Source organism: Nostoc cf. commune SO-36, assembly GCF_023734775.1.
GTDB classification, from domain to species: Bacteria; Cyanobacteriota; Cyanobacteriia; order Cyanobacteriales; family Nostocaceae; genus Nostoc; species Nostoc commune_A.
The window spans coordinates 1,415,986-1,437,810 of sequence record NZ_AP025732.1; the positions used below are offsets into that span (position 1 = coordinate 1,415,986).

General features: G+C 41.9%; 21 protein-coding genes and 3 pseudogenes. 13 read left to right on the forward strand and 11 right to left on the reverse strand.

Going from position 1 to position 21,825, the window contains the following annotated elements; genetic code table 11:
• Positions 1-11: 11 nt before the first annotated feature.
• Positions 12-758: a Uma2 family endonuclease gene (locus tag ANSO36C_RS06280; RefSeq protein WP_251958841.1), complete on the reverse strand. Its 747-nt coding sequence runs from the start codon at positions 756-758 to the stop codon at positions 12-14.
• 182 nt (positions 759-940) lie between these two features.
• Between ANSO36C_RS06280 and uvrA the strand changes: the two genes are divergently transcribed.
• The 5 genes from uvrA (at position 941) to ANSO36C_RS06305 (ending at position 4,944) form a co-directional block, all read left to right on the forward strand.
• Positions 941-3,829 carry an excinuclease ABC subunit UvrA gene (gene uvrA / locus ANSO36C_RS06285; protein WP_251958842.1) on the forward strand — a complete coding sequence of 963 codons (2,889 nt, stop codon included), beginning with the start codon at positions 941-943 and terminating at the stop codon, positions 3,827-3,829.
• A gap of 62 nt (positions 3,830-3,891) precedes the next feature.
• A complete protein-coding gene (locus ANSO36C_RS06290; RefSeq protein ID WP_251958843.1) occupies positions 3,892-4,224 on the forward strand; it encodes a DUF6883 domain-containing protein in 333 nt (110 codons plus the stop codon).
• A 17-nt stretch (positions 4,225-4,241) separates the two neighbouring features.
• Positions 4,242-4,460, forward strand: a complete 219-nt coding sequence (locus ANSO36C_RS06295) for a DUF4926 domain-containing protein (RefSeq protein ID WP_251958844.1) — start codon at positions 4,242-4,244, stop codon at positions 4,458-4,460.
• Positions 4,438-4,629, forward strand: a complete 192-nt coding sequence (locus ANSO36C_RS06300; RefSeq protein ID WP_251958845.1) for a DUF3387 domain-containing protein — start codon at positions 4,438-4,440, stop codon at positions 4,627-4,629. The genes ANSO36C_RS06295 and ANSO36C_RS06300 overlap by 23 nt, the downstream gene beginning before the upstream one ends.
• A gap of 96 nt (positions 4,630-4,725) precedes the next feature.
• Positions 4,726-4,944, forward strand: coding sequence for a hypothetical protein (locus ANSO36C_RS06305; RefSeq protein ID WP_251958846.1), 219 nt, complete (start codon positions 4,726-4,728; stop codon positions 4,942-4,944).
• Positions 4,945-5,036: 92 nt separating this feature from the next.
• Here ANSO36C_RS06305 and ANSO36C_RS06310 read toward each other — a convergent pair whose 3' ends face one another.
• The 4 genes from ANSO36C_RS06310 to ANSO36C_RS06325 all read right to left on the reverse strand — a co-directional run bounded on the left by ANSO36C_RS06310 (position 5,037) and on the right by ANSO36C_RS06325 (position 7,373).
• Complete coding sequence (locus ANSO36C_RS06310; RefSeq protein WP_251958847.1) at positions 5,037-5,438, reverse strand: helix-turn-helix domain-containing protein; 402 nt, start codon at positions 5,436-5,438, stop codon at positions 5,037-5,039.
• Positions 5,422-5,721, reverse strand: coding sequence for a type II toxin-antitoxin system HigB family toxin (locus ANSO36C_RS06315; RefSeq protein WP_251958848.1), 300 nt, complete (start codon positions 5,719-5,721; stop codon positions 5,422-5,424). Before ANSO36C_RS06315 ends, ANSO36C_RS06310 begins: the two co-directional genes overlap by 17 nt.
• 65 nt (positions 5,722-5,786) lie before the next feature.
• Entirely contained in the window at positions 5,787-6,215 is a 429-nt protein-coding gene (locus ANSO36C_RS06320) for a DUF2358 domain-containing protein (RefSeq protein ID WP_410174675.1), read from the reverse strand.
• Between the two features lie 12 nt (positions 6,216-6,227).
• The gene (locus ANSO36C_RS06325) at positions 6,228-7,373 is read right to left on the reverse strand and encodes a glycoside hydrolase family 10 protein (RefSeq protein ID WP_251958850.1); all 1,146 of its coding nucleotides are present in this window, start codon (positions 7,371-7,373) and stop codon (positions 6,228-6,230) included.
• Between the two features lie 253 nt (positions 7,374-7,626).
• Here ANSO36C_RS06325 and ANSO36C_RS06330 point away from each other — a divergent pair, with 253 nt between their 5' ends.
• Positions 7,627-8,499 carry an alpha/beta fold hydrolase gene (locus ANSO36C_RS06330; RefSeq protein ID WP_251958851.1) on the forward strand — a complete coding sequence of 291 codons (873 nt, stop codon included), beginning with the start codon at positions 7,627-7,629 and terminating at the stop codon, positions 8,497-8,499.
• A gap of 264 nt (positions 8,500-8,763) precedes the next feature.
• The gene (locus ANSO36C_RS06335) at positions 8,764-9,219 is read left to right on the forward strand and encodes a pentapeptide repeat-containing protein (protein ID WP_251958852.1); all 456 of its coding nucleotides are present in this window, start codon (positions 8,764-8,766) and stop codon (positions 9,217-9,219) included.
• A gap of 247 nt (positions 9,220-9,466) precedes the next feature.
• Here ANSO36C_RS06335 and ANSO36C_RS06340 read toward each other — a convergent pair whose 3' ends face one another.
• From ANSO36C_RS06340 to ANSO36C_RS06355, 4 genes and pseudogenes are all read right to left on the reverse strand, one after another.
• Complete coding sequence (locus tag ANSO36C_RS06340) at positions 9,467-10,042, reverse strand: sulfite exporter TauE/SafE family protein (protein ID WP_251958853.1); 576 nt, start codon at positions 10,040-10,042, stop codon at positions 9,467-9,469.
• A gap of 103 nt (positions 10,043-10,145) precedes the next feature.
• On the reverse strand, positions 10,146-10,337 hold the full coding sequence (locus ANSO36C_RS06345; protein WP_251958854.1) for a hypothetical protein: 192 nt from the start codon (positions 10,335-10,337) through the stop codon (positions 10,146-10,148).
• Positions 10,338-10,593: 256 nt separating this feature from the next.
• A pseudogene (gene metK / locus ANSO36C_RS06350) lies at positions 10,594-11,867 on the reverse strand (methionine adenosyltransferase).
• Between the two features lie 436 nt (positions 11,868-12,303).
• Positions 12,304-13,308, reverse strand: coding sequence for a phosphoribulokinase (locus tag ANSO36C_RS06355; protein WP_251958855.1), 1,005 nt, complete (start codon positions 13,306-13,308; stop codon positions 12,304-12,306).
• 1,205 nt (positions 13,309-14,513) lie between these two features.
• Here ANSO36C_RS06355 and petH point away from each other — a divergent pair.
• The 6 genes and pseudogenes from petH (at position 14,514) to ANSO36C_RS06380 (ending at position 19,088) form a co-directional block, all read left to right on the forward strand.
• Positions 14,514-15,828: pseudogene (gene petH, locus ANSO36C_RS06360) on the forward strand (ferredoxin--NADP reductase).
• A 187-nt stretch (positions 15,829-16,015) separates the two neighbouring features.
• The gene (locus tag ANSO36C_RS06365) at positions 16,016-17,302 is read left to right on the forward strand and encodes a homoserine dehydrogenase (RefSeq protein ID WP_251958856.1); all 1,287 of its coding nucleotides are present in this window, start codon (positions 16,016-16,018) and stop codon (positions 17,300-17,302) included.
• Between the two features lie 239 nt (positions 17,303-17,541).
• Entirely contained in the window at positions 17,542-17,841 is a 300-nt protein-coding gene (locus ANSO36C_RS06370) for a type II toxin-antitoxin system HigB family toxin (protein ID WP_251958857.1), read from the forward strand.
• Complete coding sequence (locus tag ANSO36C_RS06375; protein ID WP_251958858.1) at positions 17,825-18,223, forward strand: helix-turn-helix domain-containing protein; 399 nt, start codon at positions 17,825-17,827, stop codon at positions 18,221-18,223. Before ANSO36C_RS06370 ends, ANSO36C_RS06375 begins: the two co-directional genes overlap by 17 nt.
• Positions 18,224-18,271: 48 nt before the next feature.
• Positions 18,272-18,430, forward strand: coding sequence for a hypothetical protein (locus ANSO36C_RS34755; RefSeq protein WP_410174676.1), 159 nt, complete (start codon positions 18,272-18,274; stop codon positions 18,428-18,430).
• Positions 18,384-19,088: pseudogene (locus ANSO36C_RS06380) on the forward strand (Uma2 family endonuclease). The gene ANSO36C_RS34755 and the pseudogene ANSO36C_RS06380 overlap by 47 nt, the downstream one beginning before the upstream one ends.
• Positions 19,089-19,091: 3 nt before the next feature.
• Here the strand turns inward: ANSO36C_RS06380 and ANSO36C_RS06385 are convergent.
• Both ANSO36C_RS06385 and ANSO36C_RS06390 read right to left on the reverse strand, forming a co-directional pair.
• Positions 19,092-20,222 (reverse strand): CO2 hydration protein, encoded by a 1,131-nt coding sequence (locus tag ANSO36C_RS06385; RefSeq protein ID WP_251960259.1) that lies wholly within the window; start codon positions 20,220-20,222, stop codon positions 19,092-19,094.
• An 85-nt stretch (positions 20,223-20,307) separates the two neighbouring features.
• Positions 20,308-21,813: an NADH-quinone oxidoreductase subunit M gene (locus tag ANSO36C_RS06390; RefSeq protein ID WP_251958859.1), complete on the reverse strand. Its 1,506-nt coding sequence runs from the start codon at positions 21,811-21,813 to the stop codon at positions 20,308-20,310.
• Positions 21,814-21,825 lie beyond the last annotated feature (12 nt).

The following is a 21,825-nucleotide window of genomic DNA, read 5'->3' on the forward strand; positions in this document are numbered from 1 at the left end:
TGCATACCGCGTTACTCCTGAGCAAGGGTTCGCACTTCTTCCACTGACAATCCCAAAGCTTGGGCAATCTGTTCGATGCTCAAATTCATTTGCAATAATCGGGGTATGGCATCTCTTCTGGCTTGTTCTGCAAGTTCCGCCCGTTGTCGTTCTTGTTCGACGTTGCGAGAAATTTCTGTGTAAGTTAAAAACCGTTCTCCATCAGGGCGATATAGTTGGAGAGTCTCTGTTGATAAAGCAAAGCGAATTTTTAAACGGGGACTCACCCAATCTGCCATTTGGGGGATGACATCTAAACCATCTTCGCTACGCAACCATCCACGCAAATTATTTCGCTCAGGATCGTAAATGTAGTACTCTTCCACGCCATAGCGATCGTAGAAAAGTAATTTCTTATCCATTTCAGTTTGGGTGTTGCTCGGAGAAAGAATTTCAAACACCACTTGTGGTGCAATTCCCTCCTCTTTCCATTGTTGATAACAAAGGCGATGTCTACGACGGGCTACGCCTACGCCCTTTGGTCTACCCAATACCACCAGCACATCTGGGGCATTAACAATTTTGTTACGTCCCTCTACTGGATACCAAAATAAATCCCCGGCGACAAATACATTTGGATCGTCGGCAAATAGCCAATCTAAATTCTGCTTAATTTCTACAATCCAGCCAAACTGTATGGTATTGTTAGCAACTGGTTGTCCGTCACTATCTGGGTAGATGACCTCTGGCTGGGTCGGCGGTTGGATTTGCGATACCATAGCTTCGCCCTCAGAAGGATATTTAATCGGGATGCTTCCAAATTAGCAGACTCTTAAGTATGTCTGCGGCATGAATCTGGAACGATAACTCAATATAACAGTACTATTGTTCTACAATAAACCGATTAAAGATAGTATTATTAAGGACTGTTTCATAAGAAACTCCTTCTTCGCCGCCCAATATGTCAGACAAACAGCTAGCAGCATCCTTGAATGGACATCTTCCCAACCCCAGCCACAACAGCCAGAATACCATTCGGATTCGGGGTGCTAGGCAGCATAATCTGAAAAATATTGACTTGGAATTGCCACGCGATCGCCTAATCGTATTTACTGGCGTTTCTGGTTCTGGTAAGTCTTCCCTAGCCTTTGATACGATTTTCGCTGAAGGGCAACGTCGCTATGTGGAATCTCTCAGCGCCTACGCACGGCAATTTTTAGGACAACTGGATAAGCCGGATGTAGAAGCCATTGAAGGCTTAAGTCCAGCAATTTCCATTGACCAAAAGTCAACGTCTCATAACCCCCGTTCCACTGTCGGTACGGTGACGGAGATTTACGACTATTTGCGGCTGTTGTTTGGTCGGGCTGGCGAACCCCATTGTCCGATATGCGATCGCTGTATTGCACCCCAGACAATCGATGAGATGTGCGATCGCATCATGGAATTACCAGATCGCACGCGCTTCCAAATTCTTGCACCCGTTGTCCGGGGGAAAAAAGGCACACACCGTAAGCTTTTGTCAAGTCTGGCATCCCAAGGTTTTGTCCGCGTGCGAATCAATGGCGAGATCCGTGAACTGTCAGATTCCATTGAATTGGATAAAAATTTTACTCACACCATCGAAGTGGTAATTGACCGCTTAGTGAAAAAGGCTGATATCCAAGAGCGTTTGGTTGATTCCCTGTCTACGTGTCTCAAGCAATCGGGTGGGATTGCAGCCATTCTGGTGAGTCTGCTTGGTGATAACGGACAAGAAAAAGAAGAAGAATTAGTATTTTCGGAAAATTTTGCCTGTCCAGAACATGGCGCGGTAATGGAGGAATTATCACCGCGATTGTTCTCCTTTAACTCGCCTTATGGTGCTTGTCCGCACTGTCACGGCATCGGGACTTTAAGAAGATTTGCGCCAGACTTGATAGTACCCGACTGGGAAGCGCCAGTTTATGCTGCGATCGCGCCTTGGTCAGAAAAAGATAATTCTTATTATCTGGAATTACTTTATAGTGTCGGACAGATTTATGGGTTTGAGTTACAGACAAATTGGAGCAAGCTGACAGAAGAACAGCAGCAAATTATTTTGTTTGGCGAGAAAGACGAACGAGCCGCAGAAGCACAAAGAAAGCAGAGTTTTAAAGGTGCTATTCCAATTTTGCAACGGCAATATGAGGGTGGTTCTGAACTAATTAAGCAAAAATTAGAGCAGTATTTAATCGATCAACCGTGTGAAGTTTGTAAGGGAAAACGGTTAAAACCGGAAGCCTTGGCGGTGAAGTTGGGACAATATGGAATTTTAGAATTGACTACCGTATCAATTCGGGATTGTCGGGAGAGAATTGAGCAATTTAAGTTGAGCGATCGCCAGTTACAAATTGCTGATTTAGTCCTGAGAGAAATCAAAGCTAGATTGCAATTTTTGTTAGATGTAGGTTTAGATTACCTCACCCTTGACCGTCCCGCAATGACTCTTTCCGGTGGCGAAGCCCAACGAATTCGCCTAGCAACGCAAATTGGTTCTGGTTTAACAGGAGTTCTCTACGTTTTAGATGAACCGAGTATTGGTTTGCATCAACGAGATAATGGCAGGTTGCTCAAAACCTTAACTAAATTGCGTGATTTGGGTAATACATTAATTGTCGTTGAACACGATGAAGAAACAATTCGCGCAGCTAACCATATAGTAGATATTGGCCCTGGTGCAGGAATTCACGGCGGAAATATTATCGCCCAAGGTGATTTTCAGACGTTATTAGCAGCAGAAGATTCGTTGACGGGTGCATATTTATCAGGAAGGCGAGTAATTACCACACCAGCAGAACGCCGAGAAGGAAATGGGCGCAGTTTGGGAATTAAAAATGCCCATCGCAACAATTTACAGAATATAGATGTAGACATTCCATTAGGTAAACTCGTCTCCATCACTGGTGTGTCTGGTTCTGGCAAATCTACGCTGATTAACGAATTACTGTACCCATCTCTGCAACACCATTTAACGAAGAAAGTTCCCTTACCCAGACATTTGGATAAAATTCAGGGATTAAACGCGATTGATAAAGCGATCGTTATCGATCAATCTCCCATTGGACGCACACCACGTTCTAACCCTGCAACTTACACAGGAATTTTCGATGCGATTCGGGATGTATTTTCCCAAACAGTAGAAGCCAAAGCTAGGGGTTACAAACCCGGACAATTTTCCTTCAACGTTAAAGGTGGACGTTGCGAAGCTTGTAGCGGACAGGGTGTGAATGTTATTGAAATGAACTTTCTCCCGGATGTTTACGTGCAATGCGAAATTTGTAAAGGTGCTAGATACAACCGCGAAACTTTGCAGGTGAAGTATAAAGATAAGTCAATTTCTGATGTTTTGAGAATGACAGTTGAGGAAAGTTTAGACTTTTTCCAGAATATACCCAAAGCGATCGCGCGTTTGCAAACTTTATTTGATGTCGGGTTGGGTTATGTGCAACTAGGACAACCTGCGACTACTTTATCTGGTGGTGAAGCTCAACGGGTAAAACTGGCAACAGAACTATCTCGACGCGCTACAGGTAAAACACTTTATTTAATAGATGAACCGACAACAGGGTTATCTTTTTACGATGTCCACAAATTGTTAGATGTGTTGCAAAGATTGGTAGATAAAGGTAATTCAATTTTAGTAATTGAACACAACTTAGATGTAATTCGTTGTTCTGATTGGGTGATAGATTTGGGGCCAGAAGGTGGCGATAAAGGGGGAGAATTAATTGCTGTGGGTACACCAGAGGAAGTTGCAAAAAATCCCAGGTCTTATACTGGGCAATATTTAAAGCAGGTGTTGAAACAGTATCCGGCTACGAAATCTTAGTCTTTTCCAAGTAGAGGGTGATATCGAGGCAAAAAAGCGGAAAAGGTTGTAGCAACCCTATTATGAAACTTCCTAACCCTGAATGTGCGATCGTAGAAATAGATAAAATTGCGGGTTACTGTCTCAACCCAGAACATCCAGAGGGAAAAGACAAAGCCCGTGTATTTAAATCTGCACTAGACTTAAATTTAGATGATGCAGAAGAATTACAAGCGATCCTTTTACAAGCAGTAGCAAATTATGATGCTATCCCTGGTAAAAGGAATTCATACGGTCAAAAATATATTATTGATTTTCCCCTGAATCGTTCAGATAAACAAGCAATTATTCAAAGCGTTTGGATAGTGCGTAATAATGAAGGCTTCCCCCGCCTAGTCACCTGTTATGTAATCTAAGCAATGAGGTAATACCAATGAAATTATTAGATGTGGTTGCCCTAACCGAAGACTTACCAGAATTGGGATTGCATCGCGGTCAAGTAGGAACGATTGTAGAAGAATATGAACCTGGAGTTTTTGAAGTAGAATTCAGCGACTTAACAGGAAAAGCTTATGCCGTAGAAACTTTAAATGCTAGCCAGCTAATGACTTTATATCATCAACCAATTGGTGGAAAAACTTTATTGGTTTAACTCCCCTCCCTACAATACTTTTGAGGTCGGTTTATTTCAGGCAATTCGCGCCGCCTTCGTTAAACACACCACAGCCAAGGGTAACAGTCCAGAAGATTTAGATGGCTTTATAAAGCTAATTCTCTACAGTAAAACCCTCAGAGTGTTTATACACCAAAGGTTTTATTAGTTCATAAAAAAATTATATTCAATACAGTAAGAATACTATTGGCTAAAAAAGCTACTGCTATAGAGAATAAATACAGAAAACATTGAGGTGTTAATAATGAGTACAAAAAATGATGACAATAATTTTGGAGAAGCAGCAGGATTTGCAGCAGGTGGTGCTGTGCTAGGAGGTGGTGCTGCGGCTACATTAGGAGGTATTGGTGTACTAGCTCCTGCCGCTGGTGTTGCGATTGGTATTGGGGCAGCTCCAGTTGTAGCAGCGGGTGCTGTTATAGGGTTGGCAGCTTATGGCATCAAAAAAGCGTTTAACTGGTAAATTTTAGATTAGTATTTTTCACATAACAAAACCCTCAAAGACTAAGCACTTTGAGGGTTTTGTCGAGATTTGGAGGTATAGGGAAAAGAAAATCAACAAATAAACAAACTTGCATCAACGCGAAAAAATTTTCCTAAAACCTCAGCTTGTTCTTTAGTGATTTGTAACTCGCCATCAATTATTTTAGCAACAATATTACTCGAACCAAGTATTTCTACCAAATCAGCTTGTTCTAAACTCCTAGCTTCCATCAAATGCTTGAGTCTTGATTGAGGTGTTGAAACATTAAGCTTATAATGCTTATCTTCAAAATCCTCAATCAGCTTTAACAATAATTCCAACAAAGTATCTTCTTCAGGAGTCAGATGAGAACGAGAAAGCAATTTTTCAACAGTTTCTAAAAACTTTTCGTTTTCCTCTTCTGTTTTGATAATCCGAGGTTGATGTTGAGATAGCAATTGGCTGTAAATGTCTGAGTTAAAAGTAAGGGTCATTTTTCCAGGAGTCTTTGTCATATTCGGCATGAGTTAAGACATATTTTATATAGATGACCTGCTTTTCATAGTTAATACTAGCAATTAAGCGGTATTTATTACCTTTTATGTTGAAAACTGTAAACTCACCTACTGCTTCGGCTTTAGGATAAATAGTTTGAACTTCTAGCAAATTGCCCCAGTCTGCTTTACTAGCAATTATGTACCAGTCATCAAGTGCTTCACAGCAATCAGCGTGTTTTTGGCAGAATTGTCGTAGCTTTTTTCGGCTGATAACGTGCATTAATTTCTTATTTCGGCGTGTCTCAGCTTGTTCTGGATAAATTTGGAACTCAATATGTATCTAAATTAGCTCCCTTCTCCCCTTTGCCAAAACTGTTGTAAAATTTCTCCTGGCTTTCTATCCCATGTGTCGATATGCTCGTATATCAAATTATCTGGGTTTAGTTTATATGTTGAATAGCCATTAAAAAGCAAACCTGCTTTCCAAGGAACCCGCAACACTCCCCGCACTGTCCATTTTGCTAAAATCGTATCTTCGGCTGACTGATAAACCTCATGTACATCAAAGTAAATTTGGGTAAAAAATAGCCGAGCGTGAAATCTCAAAGTCCAAAATATAATGCGATAGTTAAATTTGTATTTGAATGTATTTACTGGGTCTTTAAAGTAGATATCGTCTGTATAAATGTGGTATGAAATATCTTTTTCAAAAAGTGTTGGTAAATCCTCTTTTAGAGTTTTAATTACCCGTTCAACCAATAATTGAGATTCCACGCGCATTTTTCCTTAAAAAATCTTTTTTAACAACCTTTGCCAAATAGAAGATGTCCTCTTGTTAGTCACACCACCCGCACTCAAATCTGACAGAGTAGGAAATGATGCAGACTTAGCATAAGGGCCATTTCGTAAAACTCTAGCTAGGGTATTGTTATTTTCGCGCAAACCTTCGTAAAAAAAGAATACTTCTCCCTGAATGCCAAGTTGACGATTGTATTCAATTGCCTGCACCAAATATTCTGGACTAATACAATAAGAGCCAAGCTTCATCAGTATTCCCGGTGCTAACCTGGGCAACGTCACATCTGTGAATTGCTGGTTTACTAGTTTATCAGCGATCGCACGGTAACTCCCAAAGTCACGGCGATAAATCTGCGGCTGAATCATATCAACTATTCCCCGCTTCAGCCATGCGGGTGAGTCTTGCAGATATTCCTGGAATGCCCAATCGTGGATATTGGGTGCGATCGCTACTAATAAATTAGGATTCACCCCTTTAACCTCCCCATAGAGACGCGCCAAAAACTCAGTGAGAATATCTGCACGCCACTGTAACCATTGCTTATCCTTAGGATTCTGTGGTGGATTGCAATTAAATTTTTGGCGATAGCGGTTGACAGTTACCTCATCATAGCCACCTTCACAGGGGAATGCAGGGAAGCGATCGTCTCCTTGAACCCCGTCCACATCGTAATTCTTCACAACTTCCAGCACCAAGTTCAAGAAGAATTCTTGCACCTGAGAGTCGAGAGCATTCAACCACTCAAAGCCGTTTTTCTTTAGTAAGTTGCCGTTGCGATCGCGCGCAGCCCATTCCGGTTTTTTCTGTAAAAGTACACCACCATTCAAATTGTAGGAACTGGCAAAACCGTATTCAAACCAAGGAATGACTTTCAACCCAACTCGCCGCGCCTCAACCACCACTTCTTCTAAAGGGTCACGACCTACAGACAGATGGTCAATTTCGACTCCAAAAGTCTCCTGCATTGTTTGACTAGGATATAAAGTTACTGCCTTGTTCCAAACAACGGGAAACACCACATTAAATCCCGTCTCGGCCAGAAAATCCATCGCCTCAGCAACGCGTTGCTTTGACCTGAGAACCTTACTATCAGTAGTAGTCAGCCAGATACCACGGGTTTCTATTATTGCCATTTCTATAAATTGAAATTCTCGGCACTACAACATCTAAACATTGACTAGCCGACGATACCGCGCCTGTATTTTGGAGAGAACTATATTTACCTTCTACCAAAGTTTATCCACAATTCACATCTACCCCAGGGCAAATTGTCTAATATTTTTGCAAAAAATCACTATAGTAATACTGTCTTTTAATAGATGTGAGGCTGCTCAAAATAATATGTAATATTATTTAGTATTTTATAATGCTGAATTTGGATTAATTATGTCTTTAGTAGAAAGTTCTTGGAAAGACGAATATATAATTACCAATGGGGTAAAGCTACACTACGTTACCCAAGGTGAAGGCCCTTTATTGTTGATGTTGCATGGGTTTCCTGAGTTTTGGTACTCTTGGCGGCATCAAATACCAGAATTTGCCCAAAATTTTAAAGTTGTAGCCCTTGACTTGCGTGGCTACAATGATAGTGATAAACCAAGTGAGCAATCAGCTTATGTAATGGATGAGTTTATCAAAGATGTTGAGGGAGTAATTAAAGGATTAGGATACCAAAAATGTGTATTAGCTGGACATGATTGGGGAGGTGCGATCGCTTGGAATTTTGCATACACTCACCCCGAAATGTTAGAACAATTAATTATTCTTAACCTGCCTCATCCTGCCAAATTTGCCCAAGGGTTACGCACTCCTCAACAGTTGCTACGTAGCAATTACATATTTCTCTTTCAACTACCGTGGCTACCAGAATTACTTTTACAATCTTCCGACTACCAAGCAATTGAAACAGCTTTTAAAGGTACAGCAGTTAACAAGAGTGCTTTCACACAAGCCGATATTGACGCTTATAAAAATGCTGCGGCAAAACGCGGTGCGCTCACAGCAATGTTGAACTATTACCGCAATATTTTTCAGCAGAGAATGCTAAATCCAAATTGGGGCATTCTCGAAGTACCAACACTGATGATTTGGGGAGAAAATGACACTGCACTCGGCAAGGAACTAACCTACGACACCGCAGCATACGTTAGAGACTTTCAAATCAAGTACATACCCAATTGTGGTCATTGGGTGCAGCAAGAACAGCCTGAATTGGTTAATCAGTATATGCGAGAATTTCTGAAAAATAGAGAAGTATAAATACTTATCAAAATAGCCAAATTATGGTGGGTAGTGCAAGCTTTTAAAAAGATTTAACAGTGATTTAACATTGGCAGTTTTTTAAGGATTGTCAAGTAAAAATCGCCAAAAATCAGAATTAGCGGCATTTTTTAGATTACCGTTATCCCTGTTCCATATCACAACTAACTTGTCAAGAGATAGATTGACCTTATGAAGTTTAATGAGATAATAGAATTGTGAGGGACAGAACGGACGCAACTTGATTATTTAAGGGGGAAAATTATGAAACTCCAGCTATTAGCGGCGATGGCCTTAGCAACTCCCCTATTTTTGATGAACTCGGTTAGAGCCGATAATCCGCAGGATTTACAAAAGCTGCTTTCAACTGGGGAATGTGTTAACTGTAATCTATCGGGAGCTAACCTCAGTGGCGCTCATTTAATTGGTGCTGACTTAAGAGGCTCGAAGCTCCAAGGAGCCAACCTTGTAGGGGCTAACCTCGAAGGTGCTGACTTAACTGGTGCAAACTTGGCAGGTGCTAATCTAACATCAGCTTATGTAACCAACGTGAATTTGAAGCAAACCAATCTCAACGGGGTAAATTTTACTCGCGCTACAATTCACGATTCTAATGTGTATAAAGCATCAATGAATGATCTGAATCTCACTGATGCCGAAATATTTAACACTGGAATCGGGATTGGTGGAGAAGATGCCGAAATTCCCGATTGGGACTAGGCTGAACTAAGTTGGCAGGTTAAAATCAACACAACATAGGTTTTGATGGATTTTGAATCAAAAAAACTGATTGTTTACCAGCATTATCCTCAAAATCTGCCTCTATAAAAATATTAAGATCAATGAAACCCCTCTGCCTTGTAATTACATCACTATGATGAAGGCCGAGGGGGTTTCTTATTAGGGTTTTGGATTAAGCGGATAGCACGTAAAAAAGTACAGTATATTCTAGAAATCTTTGCCAAAACTAGCTTTCAGCTTTTTTATTAGAGGAATTGACTTTGTGAAAAACCCGAAATGCGGAGATGTTCAAGATTACCCCTAGCGTAACTTTCAGTACTGCTGCTGGAACAATACCGACAAGCATTCCTCCGATAATGGCTCCAATCACCGAACCAACTCCCATAGGTGCTATGGTATTAACCAAGGCTGTACGATCTTCTGCAAATGCACCTCGACTTGCATATCTGAGAGCTCCTACAAGGACAGTTGGTAGGCTAACTAGAAGACTGGCTGTACCTGCTGTTTTAATATCTGCACCAAAAGCGAAAACAAGTGTTGGGATGATCACTTCACCCCCTGCAACCCCAAGTAAACTGCTTACCAGTCCAATAGCTAGACCAAATAAAATACCTGCTGGAATACGCCAACTTAAAGCAGGCGGTAAAAGGGCTGGTATTTGTTGAGGTAGAAAACCCTCGACTATTAGGGCAATGCCAATCACTACTAGTAGCACTAAGATGATTCGCTCAAGTTGTTCGTTTGATAACTTTCCTGCCATCGCCGCCCCAAAAAAAGCAGTGATAACTGCTCCCGCAATCAATGAGAAGATTCACAGGAAGTAATAGAATCACTTGGGCTAAAGAAAGCGTACTACCCCGAATTAACAGGGAAGCAGCAATCGTAATCAAGCTAACACCCAGGTTTCAAGGTACAGCCTGTCGCACTGAATAGCCCAATGTGCCAACAAGGACTGGCAGGCGAAATTCTGCACCCCCTAAGCCAATCAATCCCCCTAACGCCCCAATTGGCACGGCGTAGAGAAAGGATAACCTGAAACGACGTACTTGCAAGCTTCTATTGGTAGGCTCCGACGCAGATGAATTATTCTTTTTCATCAATAATTTATACTTCGGTGTTTTCTTCGTTAAAGCTATATATACCAGGATTTTTGGGTTCTATTGCACTTTTTGGTCTGAATTTCGGCTCAACTTAAGATTCAAATGTGTTGACTTAAGTGACACATAATCATCCCGTACTAATAGTTTTACTTTTCGATATTCTGGTGGCTAACAAAAATGAGGGCATAGGTAACTTTTTAAGTTGCCAATACCCTCAGATAGATAAACTAAGTTTTTGCAGTAGCGTATAAGGTTAAGTTAGTGCCTGAGCAACTGCTGCCGAAAGTGACTCATTTGCTGCTTGCTTCAACAATTCAGCTTTATCGGTCTGTTCCCAAGGCAAGTCTAAATCAGCCCGCCCAAAATGACCGTAAGCCGCGACGTCCTGATAAAAACGTCCGCCTCGTTCACTTGGTAAGTTACGTAAGTTGAAAGTATGGATAATCCCTGCTGGACGCAGTTCAAAATACTTGTTGATTAATTCCAGTAAGGTTTCTTCATCCACTTTGCCAGTGCCAAAGGTATCCACCAGAATGCTTGTTGGCCGTGCTACGCCAATAGCATAAGATAGCTGGATTTCAACTTTTTCTGCTAACCCGGCAGCGACAATATTTTTCGCCACATAGCGAGCCGCGTAAGCAGCAGAACGGTCTACCTTTGTGGGGTCTTTGCCGGAAAAAGCGCCGCCACCATGACGTGAATAGCCACCGTAGGTATCAACGATTATTTTCCGTCCTGTCAAGCCAGAGTCTCCCTGAGGGCCACCAACAACAAATTTGCCAGTAGGGTTGACTAAAAAACGTGTTTCCTGATTAGGTTTAACTTCAATGTCGCCAAAAACAGGTTCGACTACTGCTGCCCAAAGGTCTTGTTTAATTTTGGCTTGGACAGCCGCCTCATCCGTGATTTCCCCAATGCTGGCTGTATGCTGGGTGGAAATTAGAATAGTATCAATACCTACTGGGCGTCCATCTTCGTAGACCACATTACTTGGGTTTTGCCGTCAGGACGCAGGTATGACAATTCACCTGTTTTGCGAACTGCTGCCAATCGGCGAGCAGTGCGATGGGCCAGGCTGATAGGTAAAGGCATCAGTTCTGGTGTTTCGTTGCTGGCAAAGCCAAACATTATACCTTGATCGCCCGCACCAATTTTGTCGAATTGTTCATCACTATCTTGCTCACGGGTTTCTTGAGCGGTGTTAACGCCTTGAGCAATATCGGGTGATTGTTCGTCTAAAGCCAGCAGAACGCTGGTGCTGTTAGCAGAAAAGCCATTATCGGCATTGGTATAGCCAATTTCGGCAATTTTTTTGCGGGCGAGATTGACGAAATTTACATTGGCTTTGGTGGTTATTTCACCAGTGATTAGCACCAAACCAGTATTAACTACTACTTCAGCGGCAACACGGCTGCTGGGGTCTTGTGTCAGTAGTGCATCCAAAATTGTATCAGAAATCTGATCGCAGATTTTATCTGGATGACCTTCGGTGACTGACTCGGAGGTAAATAAATATCGACGAGACAAAGGAAATTCCTCCTGACTTGAGTTTTTTCGCTGACTAAATGTGAGTATTTAGTTCAACTACCTAAATTTAACGTGAGTTCGATGAACCTCTCCCTGACTTGAACTAAAGTTCAAGTCTGTCCCTCTCGGACATTGAAGAGCGACGGTTTTGCGTAGTAAAACCTCTTAGAGGTCTTTGATTCACCTCGTAAGGCGAATACCACCTAAGCCGTTGAACTTACGTTAATTTATGAAATCATAACAATATTTATACTTCAGTAGTTAGTATCTTTTTCATATTGATAAAAACCTCTAGCTATCCTCTAGCCATAAGGTAAGTATCTATAAAAAAGATAAATTTATGCTAATTATTTTTTGAGTAGAATGTATTTAATAACACAAAAAAGGGGGACACCCAGAAGCGCCCCCACAAACTTTGACACAAACACTGCTGCTTTTAAACCTGAACCGCTAACTTTGCTTCCGTAGCTGTTAAGCGCTCATAAGCAGCACGCATTTTCAAACCAGTAAGCACTTGGAAGAAACCAGTACCATTATTTGAACCTGGATACTCGCGGTGCTGGAGTAACAAGTGAGTCAATTCACCCTGGTATTTCGTGGATGTATTGCTGAGATGGGTTTCGATATAAATTACTTCTTCCAAGTTGTCAAATTGACCATCCACCTCTAGTACTGAGACATAGCGGCCGTAGTAAACATCTGAACCGTAGTACAGTTGCATACCAGGATTGGAACAGGTCAGCTTGCGTCCACAGGGAGTCCAATTAATTGTTGACCCTTCATCAAATAGGTAGGTAGGATCAAAGCCTTCTTTACCTTCGCGCTGGAGCATACGTACCCGTAAAACTCTGCGCTCGGTATCGTTTTTGATCAAGTTCGTGGGCAATACTTGGAGAACTACATCGGCAAATTCTCTTTGTGGTTCGATAAACTTGTCAAAGTCAGGTTTGCGGGAATTGATTTGCGCTAACACATCTTCGTAGCGATGACCGCGTTCAGCCATATCTCGCTGGATTTTCCAGGCTATTTTGACCTCATCGCTAATGTCAAAATATACACTGAAGTCGATTAGCGATCGCACCCGTTCATCATATAAAGGATGTAGCCCTTCAACAACTATAATATGATTCGGCTCCACCCGCTCTGGCGGATCAATCAAGCCGGTTTCGTGGTTGTAAATCGGCTTATCAATCGCTTGACCGCTTTTGAGCGCTTTAATTTGCTCATACATCAGGTCAAAATTGTTTGCTCTGGGGTCTAGTGCCGTTATCCCAGTTTCTTTACGCTGTTTGCGATCCAAGGAGTGATAATCATCCAAGCAGATGACTGTCATTAAATCTTCACCAAACAAATCTATCAAACGACGCAAAAACGTAGATTTACCGCACCCAGAATCTCCGGCTACTCCAATCAATACCACGCGTTCCGGCTTATTTGTCATAAATCTCCTCTAAAATACTAAAGTTGTGTCAATAATTTTTCACACAGCAGATTTTGAAGCCAGGAGTTTACCCCTTTGGTTTATCCTGCGTTCTTGCTACCTAGCACATCTATAAGACACCAAGCGGGTAGGCAACAAAGTAATTAAGCTGCTACTCGTCGGACTAGCCTGAATGTTGGTGCCGGTAAGTATTTAATCCTAGTGGTATATTTGATTTTAACAGAAGGGTGTATCCCATACAATATTGCTGCCAAGAAGAATTAGCGTAGTTCATCAATCATTTTTTTGTTGATTTAGTTGTTAATTTAAAAATGGGGATCAGCCCCACCTATCAGCCTTGCATCTTTATCAGTATGCCAGTTGTAACTTTATAAAATCAAGACTATAAGGTATAATTTATTATCGTTGTGAATTTTTTAATGTTCCTAAATTGTAATTCCTGCTCGACAATACCTAATATATTCAAAGCAAAAATCTATCCAACGAATGAGCCAACAACTTGCATTAGTCAAATTACTGGCTGTAAATTGATAAATATGCTCATATAGAAGCGTTGACGTTATGGCAAAGTACTGATAAAGATTGACAGATTTTTCACATCAAGTGAAACTAATTACAGTTGCTTAAATCAATTCCGCTTCTGTCGTTATCTTTTTAGTGACAGTTGTTCTATTCATGTAATTATCCATTAATAGGTTATGAATATAGCTAACAACATTCTGATATAGTACCAAATTCGGAGCAGTAAAACCAATCGGAAGAAAACCTTCCGGGATTACCATTCTCCGGTTTTAACCTTTAGAGCAAGCCTAACAGCAAATTTTGGAGGTAAACTGAGCGTTAGCTTCCACCAATCAAATCATTCCTCCGACAATACTTGCTATTATAAGTTGCTCATTGGATAGTAAGGTAACAAAGCTATTACCCTAGTAGGGTGGTAGTAATTAACGAAAAAAAGATTAAATTGACTCATTATTAACATTCTCCAAAAGACTTATCCTTTACCTTAGAAGATGAACAGGTGTGTTTTTTGCTATGCCTGCATGTCTTCGGTGAGTGTACTTAGCAAGGCATTAATTTAATGATGCCTTTTTCCCAGAGAGCCAGTTTTGTGAAACGAAAATCCGGTAAACTAAAGCTGGCATGGCATGGGAATAGTTTTTTTTTGAAAAACGGTTAAGTAAATTATCGGAGTGGTAGAACGAATGTACAATCAAGGTGCTGTTGAGGGTGCTGCCAATACAGAATTAGGTAGCCGCATCTTCCTTTATGAAGTGGTGGGTTTGCGTCAGAGCGAAGAAACTGATCAAACTAACTACCCAATTCGGAAAAGTGGCAGTGTGTTCATCAGAGTGCCTTACAACCGCATGAATCAAGAAATGCGACGTATCACTCGTCTAGGCGGCACAATTGTTAGCATCCAGCCCACAACTGCGTTAGAGCCAGTTAATGGTAAAACCTCATTTGGGAATACTACAAGCGTTGTCAGCGAGTTAGCTACATCTGGGGAAACTGCTAACAGTGAAGGGAATGGTAAAGCCACACCTGTAAATGCTCATAGTGCTGAAGAACAGAACAAGGACAAGAAAGGCAACACCATGACTCAAGCGAAAGCCAAAAAAGACCACGGTGACGTTCCTGTTAACACTTACCGTCCCAATGCTCCATTTATTGGCTAAGGTAGTATCTAATGAACCGCTAGTCAAAGAAGACGGTATTGGTATTGTTCAACACCTGAAATTTGACTTATCTGGCGGGGATTTGAAGTATATAGAAGGTCAAAGTATTGGGATTATTCCGCCAGGATTAGACAAGAACGGCAAGCCGGAAAAACTTAGACTATATTCCATTGCCTCAACTCGTCATGGCGATGATGTAGATGATAAGACTGTATCACTGTGCGTCCGTCAGTTGGAGTATAAGCACCCAGAAACTAGCGAAACAGTCTATGGTGTTTGCTCTACGCACCTGTGTTTCCTCAAGCCAGGGGAAGAGGTAAAAATTACCGGGCCTGTGGGTAAGGAAATGTTGTTACCCGAAGATCCCGAAGCTAATGTCATCATGATGGCAACCGGAACAGGTATTGCGCCGATGCGGGCTTATCTGTGGCGTCAGTTTAAAGATGCAGAAAGAGCAGCTAACCCAGAATACCAATTTAAAGGATTCTCTTGGCTAATATTTGGCGTACCAACAACTCCAAACCTCTTGTATAAGGAAGAACTGGAAGAAATTCAACAAAAATATCCTGATAACTTCCGCCTCACTGCTGCTATCAGCCGCGAACAGAAAAATCCCCAAGGCGGTAGAATGTATATTCAAGACCGCGTAGCTGAACACGCTGATGAATTGTGGCAATTGATTAAAAATGAAAAAACCCACACCTACATCTGCGGTTTGCGCGGTATGGAAGAAGGTATCGATGCAGCCTTAACTGCTGCTGCTGCTAAGGAAGGCGTAACCTGGAGTGATTACCAGAAGCAACTCAAGAAAGCTCATCGCTGGCACGTAGAAACATACTAAATTAGTCATTAGTCATTAGTCATTAGTCACTTGTACTGAGCGTAGTCGTTGGCGCAGCCTCTCGTAGAGAAGTATTAATTTTAGAGAAAGGACGAAGAGCGAAGGACAAATGACAAAGGAAGCAGGATAATCAGTAGGTAGAGCAAACGCTCTACCTACAATTGTTATTGGTGAAATTGGGTGCAAAATGGGTGTGAAACTAGGAATACTGGGATTAGGCACCGTGGGAACGGGAACAGTGCAGTTGTTGCAAGATAGCGCTGGGCGTCACCCATTGTTGCAAGAGATAGAAATCTATCGGGTGGGAGTGCGATCGCTAGATAAACCCCGTGCAGTAGAATTGTCTACGGAAGTCTTAACTACAGATTTAGAATCCATTGTCAACGATCCGGCGGTAGATATAGTTGTCGAAGTGATGGGCGGACTAGAGCCGGCGCGATCGCTTATCCTCAAAGCTTTAAGTAATGGTAAGCATGTAGTCACTGCCAATAAAGCAGCGATCGCCCGCTTTGGGGCGGAAATTTTCACAACTGCCAATCAAGCTGGCGTCTACGTCATGCTAGAAGCTGCTGTGGGTGGTGGTATTCCGGTGATTCAACCCCTAAAGCAGTCTTTAAGTGTTAACCGGATTCATACTGTAACTGGTATCGTGAACGGTACAACTAACTACATCCTGACACGGATGCAGACAGAAGGGAGCAACTTTGATGATGTCTTAGCTGATGCCCAGCGCTTGGGTTATGCTGAGGCTGACCCGACAGCTGATGTCGATGGTTTGGACGCAGCCGATAAAATTGCTATCCTGGCATCATTAGGCTTTGGTGGACGCATCAACCTACAAGATGTTTATACCGAGGGAATTCGGCAAGTCAGCAAGACAGATATCGCCTACGCCGAAAAGTTGGGATTTGTGATTAAATTATTAGCGATCGCTAAACGTGATACTCCTTCATCTCCACTCTCCGTCAGAGTTCATCCTACTTTAGTGCCTCAAGCCCATCCTTTGGCAAGCATCAACGGCGTTTACAATGCCATTCTTGTCGAAGGAGAACCCATCGGGCAAGTAATGTTTTTCGGCCCCGGTGCTGGTGCTGGTGCAACCGCCAGTGCTGTCACATCAGATATTTTGAATTTAGTTGCTGTCCTCAAAACCAATACAGCAGTTGCAAATCCCTTATTAACTTGTGGACATCAGGAATACTGCCAAATTGCACCGATGGCAGAATTGATAACTCGGTTTTACGCCCGTTTCCTCACCAATGACCAACCTGGAGTTATCGGTAAATTGGGGACTTGCTTTGGTAACTATGGCGTTAGCTTAGAGTCAATTGTCCAAACTGGCTTTCAAGGGGAACTCGCAGAGATTGTGGTTGTTACCCATGATGTGCGGGAAGGTAATTTTCGGCAAGCTTTGGCAGAAATTCGAGATTTGGAAGCTATAGAAAGCATTCCTAGCTTACTACGTGTACTTTGAGATTAGTCGGGAGTGAAGCTCGTCAATTTGCTTTGCTCCAATTTGATTTGGGTTAAAAGTGCGTAGACGCGTAGCGGCTTGTCTTCAGACATTGCCTGCTAAACTACCTTAAAATGGGAAGTATAAGCAACGCCAAAAATTACTCTGAAATATGGCTCAAATCTTAGTTGAAAACTTAGCTCTTGTAATTATAGAAAAGCTAAAAACTATTGCTAAACACGTAATCATAGTAAATTTAAATGCACGTTATTAGTCGCAGAATTCTACGAGAATTTTGTGAGGCACATTCAGATACAAGGGAAGCACTTTATGATTGGTATAGGGTAGCAACTAAAGCTGAATGGAAAAATCTGCTTGAAGTTCAGGATATTTATCCAAAAGCAGAAGCAGTTGGTAACTTCACTGTGTTTAATATTAAAGGAAACAATTACCGTTTGATTGCTGATATTGTTTACGAAACTCAAAGAATCTATATTAAATATGTCCTGACTCACGCTGAATATGATAAAGATAAATGGAAAAATGACCCGTACTTTTAATCGAGAATCTTATGGTAAATTGCTAGCCGAGTATCAGCCAAAAATAATTACTACGGAAGAAGAAAATGAACAAGCGATCGCACTTGCATTAACCTTAGAACATCGTCCCAATTGTACACCAGAAGAAGAAATGCTGTTGCAACTGTTGGTGACTTTAATTGAGCAATTTGAAGAAACCCATTACCCAATTCTCCAAGGTACACCCAATTCGATGTTAGTACATCTAATGGACGCATGCGACACTACAACCGAAGCATTAGCCGAGGTAATTGGTTCATTGGAAATTGCCTTGCAAATTGTTAATGGCGATCGCACCATTAGTAAAACTCAAGCAGAAGCACTTGCAGACTATTTTCATGTAGATGTCAGTTTATTTATCTAGCTTATCTTCCATCGCTCTTAAAAGCAGTAGTTAGGCAAGTAATCTTTTATGGGTGGAGAATATTTAGATAGCCTTGATATAGCCTACCGCAGGTATCTCCATCCTTCCACTGCTAAACTAAAAAACAACCCTTACTCCTGCAAAGGTAGCCTTATGACCTCTGCAACCGATCCATCCACCGCCCTCACACCATACACAGCTTCCTGAATCTGATGGTACTTTTGTGTTCGCGGAGCGTGCCGGAGGCAAAAACTTTCAGGAACATCCCCAAAGCATTCTCCTAACAGACTCGATTAAACCGATATTACAAAAACGTCATCCTGATGGGCAATACTGTATTGGTCAAGATAGCGGTATATACTGGCGGATAACTGACCCTCCAGAAAAAGGCGCAGAAGCACCAGACTGGTTTTATGTAGGGAATGTACCACCTACTCTGGATGGACAAACGCGCAGGTCTTATGTATTATGGCGAGAGTTTATTGCCCCATTGATTGCATTAGAATTTGTCTCTGGTGATGGTAGTGAGGAGCGAGACAAAACTCCTTGGAAGGGGAAATTTTGGATTTATAAGCAAGTGATTCGCCCTCCCTTCTACGGCATTTATGAAGTGAATAAAGCCAGCGTAGAAGTTTATGAATTAATTGGTGGACAATATCAGTTATTAACAGCCAATGAACGTAAACATTATCCCATACATCCTTTAGGAGTTGAGTTAGGAATTTGGCAGGGACAATATTACAATATGGAATTACCCTGACTACGCTGGTGGGATTTGCAAGGTAATTTATTATTGACTGGTGAGGAAAGAGCCGATCGCTTGACTGCTCAATTGCGCTCTTTAGGCATTGAACCGGAAGTCTAATCTTTATTTATTCACATCCAGCAACCGCGAAGTTTCTAGCCGACTCATCCACTTCTCTAAATAAACTCGATTACCTTTTTCCTCATTTGGATCTTTAGTATCCAAAGGATAAGGCATCAGTCCCAAAATCGTTGCTGTTGTCACGCAAAACATCGATTTTTGGAAACTCATGCAAATTTGTACCCGCAAATCATCTTCACCCCGAAGACTGCGGCGATAAATTTCATGCAAATACTCTGGAAGATAATGACGCATATCTTGCATCAACAAGGTGGGAGGAATGCCCGCGCCGCCGATGGGTAAAGGATCGGCATACAATGCGCCATATTGAAATCGAGTTTGATCTGGGGGAATTTGATAACCTTGGGCATTGTATGAAACTGTACCGTGAAAAGGAGTTCCTCGGAAGAATACTGCCTCTACATAAGGTATTGCTGTATCTGCTAAGAAGGTCAAACCAACGCTTTTGGGAATGATTTCATAGACCTCACCTCGAATTTTGACGGCGTAGGTAATTGGGTTTGATGCATTTGCCACTAACCCTGCTTTAATGTGTTCTACAACTTGGGGAATCGATGTAATTTCGCCTCGGTCGTAGCGGTCTGATAAATTTAGGAACATATCAGCCATTACTCGCCAGAATTGACCTAAACCAGTGTAGTAAGCAGAGACGCGCAAATTTTCTGTTAAGAAATCTGGAAACAGTTGGTTAATACCCAAAATTAAAGGATTATTTTTAAATTTTGCGTTGATAACGGCTTGCGCTCTTTCTTGAAATTCTTCTGTATCCAAATAGGCATCTAGTCCACCGCCACCGTGCCACATCATGGCTTTCATGCAATATTCGGCATATTCAAAATTAATTCGGTTATGCCACAAGTGACGGAGTAATTTCTGAAAAGAAACCTCTCCATTAAAGTATTTAAAAAATGGGAAAAATATTAAAAACTGATGCTCGGCAATATAATTAAGATTTTTTGAGTAGGCATCTAAAACTACGCCATAACTTTTAAGAATACCAACAACTTCCAGCACATTTTCGGGATTATCGGGGAGTAATGCATCTCCTTTTTGCAAACGTTCAATATACTCAGCTAAGGGATTGTGAGTAGCTTTTTTTTTAATAGTTATCATTGCCATCTCTCCAAAAAGTATAGGGATTGGGGCATTGGGCATGGGGCATTGGGCATTGGGAAAACTCTTCCCCAGTCCCTAATCCCTAGTCCCCAGTCCCCATTGCTTTATCCAAAGACACTGTTGCTACTACGTTTTGGGTATTCACCATTGCTGTAACTGTTGGTTCAGTCCAGCGAACTAACCAACTAGGTTGAATGCCGAAAATCACAATCAGCACAGCTAAAATTGCAGCTGGGATGCGATCGCTCCAATACACACGTGGTAAGTTGGTAACTTGTGCAGACAAGCGTCCAAAAAAGGCGCGGTTGACGAGAATTAAAAAGTAAACTGCTGTTAAACCAGTACCAAGCATACATAGCAAGGTTTGCACTGGGAAAACTGGAAAACTCCCCCGATAAACTACGAATTCGGAAATAAAGCCTATCATTCCCGGTATACCAGCACTAGCCATGACTCCGACAATCATCAAGCTACCAATTACTGGCATACCTCGTTCTGGGTTCAGCAATCCTTGGATGACGTCTAAGTCTCGGCTTCCGGCTTTTTTATACACAACCCCGACAAGCAAAAATAGCATTGCGGAAATCAAACCGTGGCTAATCATTTGCATTACAGCACCCAACACACTTAAAGGTGTAGCCGCCGCCGCCGCTAAAAGCACATAACCCATGTGTCCAATGGAGCTGTATGCTACCATTTTTTTCATATCGGTTTGAGCGATCGCGCAGGATGAACCATACAGCACACTTACCACTGCCCAAGTCGCCAACCAAGGAGCCAGATAACTCCACGCTTCTGGTAACAAGTTCATGCCAAATCGCAGTAAACCGTAAGTTCCCAATTTCAACAGCACCCCAGCCAACAACACTGAAATCGGTGTGGAAGCTTCAACGTGAGCATCTGGCAACCAAGTATGGAAGGGAACTAAGGGAATTTTAATCCCAAAACCGATCAAAACTCCCGCTAGCAATAAAAGCTGTGTTGCTAAAGGTAAAGTTGTCGTGTTCAAGGTTGCTAGTGCAAAGCTAGAGGAACCACTCAGCCAAACAATGCCGAGGAAACTTGCTAAAATCAAGATTCCCGAAACGGCTGTATAAATGAGAAATTTTGTCGCAGCATAACCCCGCTTCGCGCCACCCCAAATGGCTATCAACAAATACAACGGAATCAGTTCTAATTCGTAAAATAGGAAAAATAGCAGTAAATCCTGTGCTAGAAAGGCTCCAGTTACCCCAGCACTTAATAATAGTATCAAAGAGTAATAAAATTTAGGACGCTGTAGCGATTCATCGCTGCTGTAAATGGCAATGCAAGTTAACAATCCACTTAAAACCAGCAACGGCAAAGATAAACCATCTATTCCCAGGTTATAATTCAAGCCTAAAACATCTACCCAAGGGAGAGACTCGGCAAATTGTTGAGTAATTTCCCCTGGATGGAACTGAATAGCTAGTACAATTGTCCACAAGAAAGCGATAATGGCAAAGACCAAAGCCACCCCACGGGAGAATTTCCCACTGATGCCAGAGGGGGAGAAACCAATTAAAGCTGCGCCGATTAATGGCACTAGAATCAAAACACTAAGCATAGACGGAATTTA